This is a genomic window from Tellurirhabdus bombi (genome assembly GCF_021484805.1).
In the GTDB taxonomy this organism is placed as follows: domain Bacteria; phylum Bacteroidota; class Bacteroidia; order Cytophagales; family Spirosomataceae; genus Tellurirhabdus; species Tellurirhabdus bombi.
The window spans coordinates 2,976,428-2,990,047 of sequence record NZ_CP090557.1; the positions used below are offsets into that span (position 1 = coordinate 2,976,428).

Here is a 13,620-nt window from a genome sequence, read left to right on the forward strand (position 1 = left end):
TTAATTGACATGATCGGTAAATTATTAATTGTAAGGTTTAGAAAAAAATGAGAAGTAAAAAGTAGCTTCCCCTAGTGTCTAAATTATAGGCACTTCATGAATTTATTTGCTATTTTTATTCCACCGAGGATCAAGGGGACTGGCTTCGGTAACTTCTTTAAATAATGGACCAATCCATTAATCCTTGCCCTTACTACAGGGCGTTTATCGCACTCAATCAAGCTGGTATTTTTACAGGAGCAGTAAATGTATTTGTTGAGAACGGGTGCTGGTTTATTTTCGAAACTCTTTCTTCTGATCATGCTTCAATGATTGCAGAAATCTTTGGCGAACACAAACTGTCTGTCATAAGCTGTAATCAATTAGCTGGCATGATGACAGTCAAAGCTAGGGTAATCAGGTAAATCTTGTAAGCTCGGCTCTGAAGTGATAGAGCCGAGCTTGGATTGTCTAATGCTAGATTCAGGCTTGTATGGTAAAAGTTAAGCGAAAGGACCCTCTACCATGGTAAACGAAAACTTACTCTGGCAGCGACTTATTGAAAAGTTGGATGAATTTGCTAGACATATGCTGACGAATGCGAAGAATGACCCAGCGTGGGAAAAATATGCAAAATACGTAAAGGAAGCATATGTCTCTATTACCGATACCTACGCCAATCCCGCTTTAATATCCGAGGTCAGCATAGGAGGAATTGTATCTGGATTGGTCAGGTATTTTGACGAATTTGATTGGAATCTACAGGGCTATGATAAAGCCTTGATTTATCTAGATCAGTTAACGGAACTAGCCAATCAATTACGAAATAAGTCCGAAACCCAAGTCTGATTCATCGCTGACCATTCACCACAAACCTCGAAAGCCGCCTGAGCATGTGGAGCAGGAGCATTTGCATCTCACACCATTCTGTCAATGCTGTACTAATAAATTCGGGCCGCGGTGGCGGACCAATTGAAGAGCTTTCAATGGGCTTTTGTTAACGTCTACACATACTGCCTCAAATACGGAGCGGTTCGGCTGGTAGGATGTTGAGCCACGTCGAGCGGAGGCCCCTGAGCTACTACCTGGCCACCTTCATCGCCCGCTCCCGGACCCATGTCGATGACCCAATCGCTAGCCCCAACTACCCGCATCGTGTGTTCAACGACAACGACCGTATTACCGCCCGCCACCAGGTTACGAAGTTGAGCCAGCAGTCGGTCTACGTCAGCCGGATGCAAGCCCGTAGTCGGTTCATCGAGGATATAAAGCGACGAGCCATTATTAGTGCGCTGTAGTTCTGTTGCCAGTTTAATGCGCTGGGCTTCACCGCCTGATAACTCCGTAGCAGGCTGACCCAATCGCAGATACCCTAATCCCACTTCTCCCAGCGCCGTCAGGGAGCGTAAAACCGCCGGCTCGTCCCGGAAAAACAAGAGGGCTTCACTGACGGTGAGACTCAATACCTCAGCGATGTTTTTGTCCCGGTACCGGACCGCCAGGGTCTGCTCATTGTAGCGGGCTCCGTGGCAAACAGGGCAGGGTTTATAAACGCTAGGCAGAAACAAAAGCTCGACCATCACAAAACCTTCGCCCTGGCAATGTGGACAGCGACCTTTGGCTACATTGAACGAAAACTGACCCGCATCGTAGCCCCGATCGCGGGCCGTGGGAGTTGCCGCAAACAGTTTCCGGACGGCATCAAAAAGACCCGTATAAGTAGCCATGTTTGAGCGGGGCGTGCGGCCAATGGGCTTTTGATCGACGCGCACCAAACGCTTAATCCGATCCAGGCCACTGGTGATTTTACCCCCCGTTGTAACAGGCTTTTCCTCGCCGATGGAATCTCCTTCGTCCTCATCGGCGAGCGCCTGCCCCAGGTGAGCCGCCACAAGTTCGACCAGCACCTGGCTAATCAGGCTGGACTTGCCCGAACCCGATACCCCGGTCACCGTTGTCAGTACGCCCAAAGGAATCGCCAAATCCAGGTTCTGTAAATTATTCCGGCTTACCCCAACTAACTGAAGCCAGTTTGAAGGAGAAAGGGGTGGGACTGAAGAGCCTTTGTCCGAAGCAAACAAGTAAGGGCGGGTCTGGGATAGCTCAATATCGGCTAAACCCGCTGGTGGTCCGCTGTACAGGATCTGGCCCCCTTGTTCACCAGCAGCCGGTCCGACATCGACCAGCCAATCGGCCTGCCGGATCACATCCAGATTATGCTCGACAACAAATAAGGAATTACCCGCCTTTTTCAAACCCGCTAAAGCCGCAAGTAAGGCTTCGGTATCTGAGGGATGCAAGCCCGCCGAGGGCTCGTCTAGCACATACACCACTCCAAATAAATTCGAATAAAGCTGCGTAGCCAGCCGCAACCGCTGAAGTTCGCCCGGCGATAGCGTTGGCGTGCTTCGCTCCAGAGATAAATACCCCAGCCCCAGTTGGAGTAAGACCTGTAGGCGTGCTACGAGATCAGTCGCGATCCGGCGAATCACCTCTGCCCGTTCGGGGTGGGTTTCGTTAGTTTCCGGTTTCTGGTCTTCGGTGTAAGGCTGTAGCAGCGTCGCCAGGCGTTTGAGGGGTAGTTCGGAGAGGTCGGCAATATCCAGTCCCGCAAAGGTGACGCTTAACGATTCGGGGCGTAGCCGTTTCCCCTGGCAGGTCGGGCAGCGCGTTTGGAGCATAAAAGCCGAAACCCGCTTTTTCATCAATTGACTCTGGGTATTGGCGAAGGTATGCAGCACATGCCGCCGGGCACTGCTGAAGGTGCCCATATAGTCGGGTGGTTCTTGCCGTTTGATCGCACGCCGGGTTTGCTCGGGAGTATAGCCGGGATAAACCGGAACGACAGGTTGCTCATCAGTAAATAAAATCCAGTCCCGCTGTTGCTGAGGAAGTTCCTGCCAGGGCTTGTCTACATCGTAGCCTAGCGAAACCAGAATATCACGCAGGTTCTGACCACCCCAGGCTTGTGGCCAGGCAGCCACCGCTCGCTCCCGGATCGTGAGGGAAGGGTCAGGCACCATCGATTCCTCGGTAACCTCGTACATGCTGCCCAAGCCGTGACAGGTAGGGCAGGCTCCTTCGGGCGTATTGGCGGAAAAGGATTCGGCATAGAGGATACCCTGGCCCGGAGGGTAATCACCGGCTCGGGAATAGAGCATTCGTACCAGGTTGTTAAGCGTGGTAACACTGCCTACCGAGGAACGGGTGGTTGGCGTGCCCCGCTGCTGTTGCAGGGCAACGGCCGGAGGTAAACCGTCAATGGCGTCGACTTCGGGAACGGCCATTTGATTAAAGAGCCGTCGGGTATAGGGCGACACCGATTCCAAATAGCGGCGTTGTGCCTCGGCGTAAAGCGTTCCGAAGGCCAGAGAGGATTTGCCCGAGCCAGATACACCGGTAAACACCACCAGCGCGTCCCGAGGAATGGCTACGTCGATATTTTTAAGGTTATGCTGCCGGGCCCCACGGACGCGGATGAAGCCCTGGAACTCCTGTTCAGATGGTGAATGCGCTTTGCTCATAGCTGACTTGTTTCTGGATAACCGCCGATACCCGGCTGTTGTTAGAACGGCGGCATCCAGCGCGGTCCGGATCAAGTCAGTTGAGCGACCATTTCGCTACAGAAATGCATAGAGGCAGGTAACGCTTTTTTAGATAGGGCGTTTATGGCTCATTCGACGCGTAGGCTTTTGACCGGATTCGCCAAGGCGGCCTTAATGCTCTGAACACTGATTGTCACGATGGCAATGCCGACTGCCAGAACGCCAGCCAAAGCGAAATACCACCACTGAATGGATGTCTTATAAGCAAAGTAATTCAGCATCAAAGCGCCCAGCCACCAAGCTACGGGCGAGCCAATCAGATAGGCCAGACACACAAGCTTTACAAAATCTTTCGACAGTAGAGCGGTGATATGGAAAGTGCTTGCTCCCAGTACTTTCCGGACACCAATTTCTTTAACCCGACGTTTCGTTACCAGCGCAACCAGTCCGAAGATACCGGCGCAGGCAGTCATGATGGCAATTATAGTGACAAAGCTGATCATGCTCCAGAGGTTGTCGATGGGCTGATAGATTTTATCCACTTCGTCGGTCAGATAGAAATATGAGAGTGCCCGCCGGGCCGGTAATTTCTTAAATTCGGTTTCCAGTTCTCGTATTAAAGCCGGTGCTTTACCTTCGTCGGTGAGTCTGACGCTGAGGTAACTATTTAGCGTTTGGCGGCCGCCGTACCAATGGAGTAAAGGTTCGATTTTCCCCTGAAGACTCTGATAGTGATAGTCTTTGGTGACGCCGATCACCGTATAAACCGCCTTGTTGTTCTGCTCGCGTAGTTTTTTACCAACGGCACTTGTCCAGCCCAACGCTTTCACGGCGGCTTCGTTTATGATAACGGCATTGTTAACCGAGTCGGCGGGGGTAAGGGCGGAAAATGTCCGCCCTTCGACCAGCGGAATTCCGTAGGTTTCAAAATAATTGATGGCTCCTGCGGTATGCCGGAAATTTACCTTCCGGTTCTCCTGTCCTTCCGGGTAATAGTTGTTGTAATTAAACCGGTAATTAACAGGCGTAACTTCCGAGCTGGTAAACGACTCCACGGCGCTGTGCTGGCGCAATTTGTCCAGGATACCCTGCCCCTGCGATAGGGCAATGTTCTCATCGCGGTAGGACAGATCAGTCTTAAAAACAAGAATGTTCTCTTTCTGATAACCCAGGTTAGCGCGTTTCATGAACTGAATCTGTTGGCGCATACCAATGGTGCCGATGATAAAAATGATCGCCAACGCAAATTGCAGAACAATCAGGGTGTTCTGACGTGCCCGGCCCCGGTGTGGATCGGTCGAAAGTTTGCCCTTCACGGCGTTGGCTGTTTTCAGACCGAGCAGATAGAGAGCAGGATAGGTGCCGGCCAGCGCAGCCACTACCAGTGCAAGGCCTAGAATAAGCAGAATCGTCGGCGAGTCACTGGACCAATTAATCTCCAGCTGCATATTGCCGTCGCGCAACTGATTGAACGCCGGAATCAAATAATAGATGGCGAACAAGCCCGATAAAACCACGGAAGTAATGACCACAAGTGCCGACTCAACCCAGAATTGTTGCAGAACTCGTTTTCGGGTAGCACCAACCACCTGGCGCATGGCGACCTCTTTGGCTCTTGGTAGCGCCGTGGCCATGTTCAGATTGATCAGATTAATGCTAATGATCAAAAGTAAAAACCCTGCAATGATGATAGCGCCCAAAATAAGGCCCGAAAAGGTAGGATTTACGTCGTTTATAAAATCCCCGTAGGCATTCAGTAGCACCCTGCGGTTTTGGGCGTCCGCCGAGAAATGCGTTTTAACCAATTGCGGCAATTTGGCTTCCAGTTGCGATTTATGGACATCTTTTTTCAGGAGTAAAAAGACCGAAGCAAACCCATTGTACCAGTCGGCGTTTTCTTTAAAGCTCGGGATATTAAGGAGCGTTTCTGTCGAAAGCAGCACCTCGAATTGCTGGGAAGAGTTGGCTGGTATTTTAGCCAAAACGCCGGTAACAATGTACTGAGTAGTGTCGTTGAGGGTCAGGTTCTTACCCACTGGATTGGCATCCCCGAACAGGTTTTGTGCTACTTTTTCACTTAGAATAATGGCATTTTTTGGGCGCAGAGCCGTTTGTCGGTTACCATATTTTAACTCAAAGCTGAACACCTTAAAAAAATCAGGATCGACATAAGCGGTATATTCCTGAATGTTCTTATTGCCGTGACGAATCCAGGGGTTGCTCCAGGTTTGAATATGCGTCCCTGCTTCAATTTCGGGGTAATCTTTCAGCATTTGGTCCAGAATGGGATAAACCGTCCGATTGTGGGTATGGCCGTTTGTTTCGGTTTGGAGGTAGTAAATCCGATCAATATTGGCGTGAAAGCGATCCCATGTCAGGCATTTCTGGGCAAACAGAATCAAGACGATGACGCAGGCCAGCCCAATGGAAAGGCCAACGGTGTTAATCAGGGTAAAAAGTCGGTTTTTCCACAAATTCCGGATGGCAATTTTAAGGTAGTTTTGGAGCATGGCCGTGAAGGAGTAACAGATTAACACCAGCAGTTATCCTATAATGGCTCAAATTACCTGCCAGTTTTATAAAAGGGCTGATTATGAGTTGGTAAGAGCTATTTTGTAGATGAATTAAGGAATATTTCGTCCATTTTCGGACGTTAAGCTGTACTGTTTTGGACAGCTTACGCGCTCCAGTTAAATGTTCCGTTGCCTTTTTTACGGTTAGCCATCAGAGTATCAAAGCCGCGCTGGTGAATCCTGTGAAATCACTGCGATCCGAATGGATAACCAAAAGTAGGGCGCTCACGGTGCCAGCCTGTTAACCAGGAATAGGCACCGTGAGCGCGATTGCCGTTTGAGCGGCCTGTTTTTATCGAACAGCGTTGCCGCGATTAGTTAATTAAAACGGCGTGGACGGCATTTCCCTGCATGGGTATATTGATTGTTTTTCCGTTACCAATTGAAACCGTAATCACGCGGGAATCCCACGGCATGCAAAAGAAATCGACGGCGACAATCGCTTTTTTACCGGTGCGGCTGTTGCTGTAGAGTTCCACGATAGGGCGGCAGTAATAGGCGGAATGAGCCATTCCCATGCCATTAGCGGGTGGGGTATAGGTCTTGCCGCCCAGGGTGTAAGCCACGTGCGCCCAGCTTGGCGAATCAGTGCCCAAATGAGCCAGCACCTTAACGGCCTTGCGGTATCCGGCAAAGTAGCTGTCGTAGCCGATGTAGGGAAACCGGGGCCGTGCCGGTCCGTTCGTAAACTTAAATTCACGCGCGTTATGGCCTGGTAGTGGAATAATCCGGGCGTGGCTAGGGTCATTGGGCGCTTGAATGGCGTTGGGATTGTCAACCACGTTGTGATGGTCGGCCCAGAGCAGGAGGCCGTCGCCTTTCAATGTATGTTGCAGGGCAATCCACTCCTGACCAATTAAATCGGGAATCCCGCCCGCGATCCGGCGGACAATTACGCTACTGGTCTTCAAATCATACTCGGTTGCGTCCCAGCGCGCTGAACCGGGCGTTTCGAGCCAGGGCCAGCCAAAAAGAATACTTTTGCGCAAGGGTTGCCCACCAGCATAAGACTGGCGGAGTTTGACTTCCAGTTTGAGGGCGGTCTGAATGAAAAAATCCGGGTCGCCCGGGTCATCGGGGTACACCTGATTCAGGAAGGAGATGCCCGCGCTCCAAAAGCTCTTGTTGTTCCATCTAACCTGGAAAAAAGGGTCTGTCTGGCCATTTGGCTGAATGCGGGGGTCGCCCTCCCAGTAGTGAACCCAGTCAGAATGGAGGTAGTTACGTCCTTGATTCGGCTTCTGAAACTGCACATTTTCCCCGTAGCCAGCGTATACTTTACGGTCTGGATACACCTCTTTCAGGCGCGATACAAAGCCCAGGTGGCCGGGACTAATGACTGGCACAGCGTTTTGCTCCGGGTTTGCCTCGCTGATCTGATCAATCCAGATAGGATAATTAAAGCCCGAGAATGCGTTGGCTGCTTTTACGCCCTGTTCAAAAGTAGGAGCGGCGTGAGGCGGGTAAATGACCGGGCCTGTGTAGGGCGCACCACCCAAAAATTCGTTCTTGAACTGACTTCCATTCGGTATCTGAAACACTTCGTTGCCCGCCAGTTTTCGCCCGTTCACGCTGCGTGCCTCGGTGAATTTCCAGCCGCGGGCGCGCATGTCCGTTACCGAAGCCTTGCTATCGGGCATCGTTCCCCCGAACACTTTGTTCTTTTGGATGGCCAATTCTGCGGGCGTAAAGGGCGGGGCATTTCTGAGAAAAGTCGGAAACCAGCCTTCCGTTTGCAAATACCATTTCTCGAACAGCGGCAAGAGGACAGCACTGGCTCCCTTACCCGAAAGTGGCTTGTTGGTGATCGGTATGTCTGGTCGGTAGGTATCTCGAATGAGTACATCTCTCTGCAAGATAGACGCTTGGTTGTTGGCCCAGCCGCTGGCAAAGTCTACGTATTGGAACCCGTTGGCACCAGTTTGAATCGGCAGCGTTGTACGCACCCGCCAGACCAGAAACTTATGATTGGGAGGCATCGGCTGATCAGGGGGCTTGGTTCCGACCAGCTTTGGGTTAATGTAATAAACGTCCGTTTGACCCGGTGGTGGGGGCGTTGACGTTGGCAGTTGTTTTAGCCGGACGACCTGCGCTTCGGTGAGCAGCGGAACCGTAAGAAAAAGCAGAATAAAGAGTCTAAAAATTTGTCTCATAACAGGAATAGAGGCGTGAGTCATTCATCAACTTACAGCGATTTGTCTAATCGTTGTTGCTAGTCACGCCGTAAAAGAATGCGGCAGCTGGTAAAAGAAAGCCTCAATAGAGCTAATACGGCTAATATACACCAGTCTAGTATGAAGAATAGGGAGATTATTTATTAAGAGGACAATAATGAAGAAAAACCGTGTGTGTTTAACAAAGACTTGAGCACAAACTTAAACGGTTTGCATTTCCGCTTTCGCGGGTATGTATGGCTTCTTACGGAAAAAGATGCACGGAATTAATCCATGACTAGAAGAACATATTGACCCGTTTAATGATGAATCGGGCACCAAACCAGGTGTAGAGTAGCAGCATGGAGGTCTCTAGCACAGCTTCCACGTGGTGTCGAGCGTAAACTCCTTGCTGAACATCTGTTATCCAATCTTTTAGCGCCAGGTAATACCAGACAAAGCTCAGAAAACAGCCGGTAGCCAGGAGAATGAGAAGCAGGTATTGGCGCACAATTCAGTAGTTTGTTCTTGGTGAAATCCCGCCTTAAATATTGTAAGTCAGTAGCATAATAACAAGAACGCAGCGCTTTTCTTATCCAAAATGGCGGAATGAATGGCTATGAACTTATTTGAATTTGATTCGGTTCCTTCGTCTGGATAGCCCGAAATGGCGTAACCTTTATCGCTGAACATCACTAGACGTACTTTTTCAGGTATTGTTGGTTACTTTGGGCTTAATTTCCGACTAAGCTACTCATCAAGCCAAGAACGTTCATGAATGCCTCCCCACTCGACTTAATCCGTCTGGCAACCGCTGCTGATACCGATAAATTGCTTCAGCTAATGGATGCCTTTTGCCGTCATTTCGATTATCCTTTCGATGAATTTACCAGACATAAGCTGATCGTTCAATTGCTGGAAACGCCATCTCTGGGAACATTGTGGCTCGTTGAGCCGAAAGGCGAGGCGGTTGGCTACGTGGTTTTGACCAATAGTTTTACGTTGGAATTTGGTGGTGTAACGGCTTTTGTGGATGAGCTATTCATTGAAGCGGCCTGGCGCGGGGCGGGTCTGGGGCACCAGGTGCTGCTCATTCTTCAGCAGGAAGCCCGCCAAATGGGATTTATGGGGCTGCATCTGGTAACGGAAAAGTACAACACCCGAGCCAAGCAACTGTACGAATCGCTGGGTTTTGTCGATTCGGAGCGAAGCCTGCTGACCTGGCTCTGGAAACCAGAGCGGCTGGCCTAAGGGCATAGCAGACAATATAGTAGTTAATCTGGCTGGTAATACAAAATAAATAGCCCTAAATTTGCCCGTTTAGGCCGTCACTCAATCAGTCTTCTACGGTGTAGATTGATTGGGTGACATTTTTTGACCGGAAGAATGACAACTACTTCTTGTGGAATTGATTTTGGTACATCAAACTCAACCATTGCCCTCGATCTTGACGGAAAAATCAGTTTAGTGCCGATCGAACAGGACCACGTAACCATTCCTAGTGCTATATTTTTTCAACGGACTACCAACAAAGCATTCTACGGCAGAAAGGCAATAGATCTATTTTTCGACCGGCAGGAGGGACGGTTCATGCGGAGTCTGAAACGGGTTTTAGGGACTTCTCTGATGAAGCAAGGGACGCTGGTAAATGGCGCTTCCATGAACTTTGGGATCATTATTACTGCTTTTCTGAAACACCTCAAAGACAAGGCCGATTTGTACGCTGATCAGGCTATTGAAAGCGTGGTGATGGGGCGGCCCGTGCATTTTGTCGATAATGATCCCAAAGCCGACGCCCAGGCACAGGAAGAACTGAAAACGATTGCTCAACGGCTTGGCTTTAAACACATTGAGTTTCAATTTGAGCCCATTGCCGCCGCATTTGCCCACGAAGCGCGGATAAGCGGAGAAAAGTTAGCCATTGTGGCCGATTTAGGCGGGGGAACCTCCGATTTTACAGTTATCCGCTTATCATCCCAACACGTCAGCAAGTCCGATCGGTCATCCGATATTTTAGCCAATACTGGGGTTCGTATTGGGGGTAATGATTTTGATAAAGCGTTAAGCCTGAGTGCTATTATGCCTGAGCTGGGTTACCGGAGCACGTACGGAGCTAAACACCTGGAAGTACCCTTAAAACCCTATCAGGACCTGGCCGAGTGGAGTAAAGTGAACTTCCTGTATACGCCCCGACTGATTATGCAGATCCGGCAGATTCTGCACGAAGCAGATGATAAGCAACGCTACCGACGCCTTCTAAGCGTGCTTGAGCAGGAAACTGGACACATGCTGCTCGCTGGAGCAGAAGGAGCAAAGATTGCGCTTTCGGGCCAGGAGGAGTACGTCGCGCAATTCGATTTTATCGAAGCGGATTTTACCATTGCCATTCAACGGGCGCTCTTTGAGCAAGCCATCGACGGGGAGGTGGAGAAAATAGCGGCTTCTGCCTTGCAATGTCTTCAGGAAGCCGGGGTTCGGCAAGAAGCTATTGATTTAGTGATTCTGACGGGGGGGTCAACCGAAGTGCGCTCCGTGCAAGACATTTTCAAGCGGCTTTTTCCGAACGCAGCCATTGCCGACCAGAACAAACTTTCCAGCGTGGGGCTGGGTTTAGGCTACGACAGTCGGCTTAAATTTGGTCCGCAGACTAGCCCCGTCCGTTAGGGTAGGTTTCACCAGGTTATAGGGATTAAAGCACCAGGATTCATCGTCTGGTTGGCGTCATTTGCCCTAATCTTTTCAAGCCAGCTTGAGATGTATTCTAAAAACTGGTATGAGTATAACTTCACGACTGATGAATGGACGCTGGTAACCCCGATAGACCCTCCCCGCGGTGGCGGTTTTGCTGGTGTTCGGGGTGCTTCTGGCTTTAGCTACCAAGGCCTTGGTTTTCTGCTTTTCGGGGAACCCGACAAGGCAGTCTCAATACCTTCCATTACCTGACGGCAACGGCCTATTCTCCCGCTACCGGCTGGAAACCGGTCAAAGTGAAAATCTTTGATACACCCATTTTTGCGACACCAACCTGGGAATACGAGGATTTTGTGGGCAAGATGACCGTTTTTCGCTTTGATGGATTTACGTTTATCATCGATAACCAGTTGTATCATGGGGGCGGCTTTAGCGGTACTCCAGCTGGATTTTATTTGTTCCCAAAGTCTGAATTTGGCGACATTTTCATGCGGGATATGTTTGTGTACGACATCAACGCGTCTGACCCTGCTACCTTACAACTAAGTCTGAAAAAACGCCTCCAAACGCCCTCGGCTGACTACAATCTGGAAGGCGCTACGAATGGATTTGCCGTAGGCAACAAAGGATATATTCTGCTGGCTAACGGCGAACTGGCTCGCTTTACCCCGTAAACTGAAACCTGGGAAAAAGTAAGTAACGCGCCTGATTCCCTAAAGGCGGGGACACTACTAAATAATAAAGCCTTTTTCCTAAGAGCCCAGAAACTGTATTCGTATACACCCGATTAAAACCGCTCATGCAAAACAGCACTATTGTCTACTAATTATTTTTTATTCAATAAATGACTAAGGTCACCCGCCCGAAACCAGCGATACCCGTAGGCTTCCAGCATGATTTTATGCACTCCCTGCGAATCGGCCTCACTTTGTTCATTGTTCATCAAATCGATGAGACGCGATGCCTTGGGCTGCTTCAGATTGAGAATGGCTTCCTGCGGGTGATGGTCGAAATTATGCAGAATAACCACCGAATTGCCCTTCCAACTGTAGTGCATGGCCAGGACTTCAGTGCGCTCGGTAGACAAAATCTGCCACTGGCCCCAGCCAATTTCAGGGCATTCTTTCCGTAAACGAATCAGCATGGTCATCCATTTCAGGAGGGAGCTTGAATCACGGCGCTGGGCTTCTACGTTAACGTGCGAAAAGGCATAAGGACCTTCATCAATGATGGGGTGCACCAGCTTCTCCGCCGCAGAAAAACCCGCCTGGGGATCAGAACACCACTGCATGGGCGTCCGCACCGCTTCGCGTTCCTTGAGGGTCAGGTCATCGCCCATGCCAATTTCATCGCCGTAGCGAATTACCGGCGCACCGGGTAATGAGAACATTAAACTATAGGCCAATTCGGTTTGCTGCCGACTGCCGATCATGGAAGCCAGCCGCCGCCGCAGTCCCCGGCCATAAATCTGCATGGATGGATCAGGCCCGAAGCGGGCAAAAACGGCTTGGCGTTGCTCTTCGGTCAGGTTGCCTAAATCGAGTTCGTCATGGTTGCGCAGGAAATTGGCCCATTGAGCGGTGATCGGAATCGTTCGGGTTGCTTCCAGCGCCTTGATCAGTGAGGTCGTGTCGGCGGTAGCTAAACTGTGGAAAAGGTGCTGATTGACAAAAAAATTGAACAGTAAATGAACGCCTTCCCCGTCTTCCCCGAAAAACGGATAGCTTTCTTCGGGGAGTACATTGGCTTCGCCCAAAATGATGGCATCGCCCTTGCGCCATTGCAGAAAGCGACGCATTTCCCGGAGGTAGTCGAAATTCATGGGCGGAAAAACCGTACCCGGCTCCGTTGATTCCAGCACAAAAGGCAGCGCATCGACGCGAAAACCCGCCACGCCCAACTGAAGCCAGTAGCCCATGATGCGGCGAATTTCGGCCCGAACATTTTCGTTGTCCATGTTCAAATCGGGCTGAAAGCTGTAAAAACGGTGGAAATAATACGCCTGCGCCTGTTTATCGTAGGTCCAGGTCGTTTTCTCAACGCCGGGGAAGGCCATGCCTTTGTCCGAATTTGCTGGTTTTTTCTTCGACCAGATATACCAGTCGCGGTACAGGGAATCCTCACTGCTGCGGGCGTCCTGAAACCAGGGATGTTTTATCGAGGTATGATTGACAACCAGATCGATAAGCACTTTAATACCCCGTTTATTGGCTTGATGCATGAACTCAACAAAGTCACCGCTTGAGCCGTGTCGCGGGTCTACCCCGTAATAGTCTTTGATGTCGTACCCATTGTCCTGGTTGGGAGTTGGCTGGAAGGGGGCCAGCCAGACTGCATCGACACCCAGCGCCTGAAGGTAATCCAGCCGACGGTTAAGCCCCGTAAAATCGCCAACACCGTCGCCGTTGGCGTCCATAAATGTCTCTAAGTCGAGGCTGTAGATAATTGCGTTTTTATACCAAAGTTCTTCAATCATACCTATTCAACTAATTTAGGCCTTCGCGGTTTGCCACTTCTAGGCCAGGAACAGGCTAAAGGCGATAGCTTTTACTGAGAATGGATGGCTTTGTGGAAAACTGACAAAGGGGTAGAAGTGAGCACGTTCCGTTGGCGTAAATGATGTTTAATAGCCAAACCTTATACATAATCAGTGGTTGTGATGGTACATTCTTTTGCGAA

At 50.2% G+C, this 13,620-nt stretch carries 11 protein-coding genes; 6 read left to right on the top strand and 5 right to left on the bottom strand.

Annotated features, from left to right (window positions below; genetic code table 11):
* The first annotated feature begins 164 nt into the window (after window positions 1–164).
* Window positions 165–404 carry a hypothetical protein gene (locus tag L0Y31_RS12700; protein ID WP_234733445.1) on the top strand — a complete coding sequence of 80 codons (240 nt, stop codon included), beginning with the start codon at window positions 165–167 and terminating at the stop codon, window positions 402–404.
* A 100-nt stretch (window positions 405–504) separates the two neighbouring features.
* Entirely contained in the window at window positions 505–828 is a 324-nt protein-coding gene (locus tag L0Y31_RS12705; protein ID WP_234733446.1) for a hypothetical protein, read from the top strand.
* A gap of 155 nt (window positions 829–983) precedes the next feature.
* Here the strand turns inward: L0Y31_RS12705 and uvrA are convergent, their stop codons facing one another.
* The 4 genes from uvrA to L0Y31_RS12725 all read right to left on the bottom strand — a co-directional run bounded on the left by uvrA (window position 984) and on the right by L0Y31_RS12725 (window position 8,761).
* Window positions 984–3,503 carry an excinuclease ABC subunit UvrA gene (gene uvrA, locus L0Y31_RS12710; RefSeq protein WP_234733447.1) on the bottom strand — a complete coding sequence of 840 codons (2,520 nt, stop codon included), beginning with the start codon at window positions 3,501–3,503 and terminating at the stop codon, window positions 984–986.
* Window positions 3,504–3,652: 149 nt separating this feature from the next.
* Window positions 3,653–6,034: an ABC transporter permease gene (locus L0Y31_RS12715; protein WP_234733448.1), complete on the bottom strand. Its 2,382-nt coding sequence runs from the start codon at window positions 6,032–6,034 to the stop codon at window positions 3,653–3,655.
* Between the two features lie 377 nt (window positions 6,035–6,411).
* Window positions 6,412–8,250, bottom strand: coding sequence for a hypothetical protein (locus L0Y31_RS12720; protein ID WP_234733449.1), 1,839 nt, complete (start codon window positions 8,248–8,250; stop codon window positions 6,412–6,414).
* A 298-nt stretch (window positions 8,251–8,548) separates the two neighbouring features.
* Complete coding sequence (locus L0Y31_RS12725; RefSeq protein WP_234733450.1) at window positions 8,549–8,761, bottom strand: hypothetical protein; 213 nt, start codon at window positions 8,759–8,761, stop codon at window positions 8,549–8,551.
* Between the two features lie 263 nt (window positions 8,762–9,024).
* Here L0Y31_RS12725 and L0Y31_RS12730 point away from each other — a divergent pair, with 263 nt between their 5' ends.
* From L0Y31_RS12730 to L0Y31_RS12745, 4 genes are all read left to right on the top strand, one after another.
* Window positions 9,025–9,501 (top strand): GNAT family N-acetyltransferase, encoded by a 477-nt coding sequence (locus tag L0Y31_RS12730; protein WP_234733451.1) that lies wholly within the window; start codon window positions 9,025–9,027, stop codon window positions 9,499–9,501.
* A gap of 135 nt (window positions 9,502–9,636) precedes the next feature.
* Entirely contained in the window at window positions 9,637–10,914 is a 1,278-nt protein-coding gene (locus tag L0Y31_RS12735; protein WP_234733452.1) for an Hsp70 family protein, read from the top strand.
* A gap of 90 nt (window positions 10,915–11,004) precedes the next feature.
* The gene (locus L0Y31_RS12740) at window positions 11,005–11,193 is read left to right on the top strand and encodes a hypothetical protein (protein ID WP_234733453.1); all 189 of its coding nucleotides are present in this window, start codon (window positions 11,005–11,007) and stop codon (window positions 11,191–11,193) included.
* Window positions 11,194–11,237: 44 nt separating this feature from the next.
* Window positions 11,238–11,615 carry a hypothetical protein gene (locus tag L0Y31_RS12745; protein WP_234733454.1) on the top strand — a complete coding sequence of 126 codons (378 nt, stop codon included), beginning with the start codon at window positions 11,238–11,240 and terminating at the stop codon, window positions 11,613–11,615.
* Window positions 11,616–11,767: 152 nt separating this feature from the next.
* On the opposite strand, the gene L0Y31_RS12750 is transcribed toward L0Y31_RS12745, so the two are convergent.
* Window positions 11,768–13,417 (bottom strand): alpha-amylase family protein, encoded by a 1,650-nt coding sequence (locus L0Y31_RS12750; protein ID WP_234733455.1) that lies wholly within the window; start codon window positions 13,415–13,417, stop codon window positions 11,768–11,770.
* Window positions 13,418–13,620: the final 203 nt, after the last annotated feature.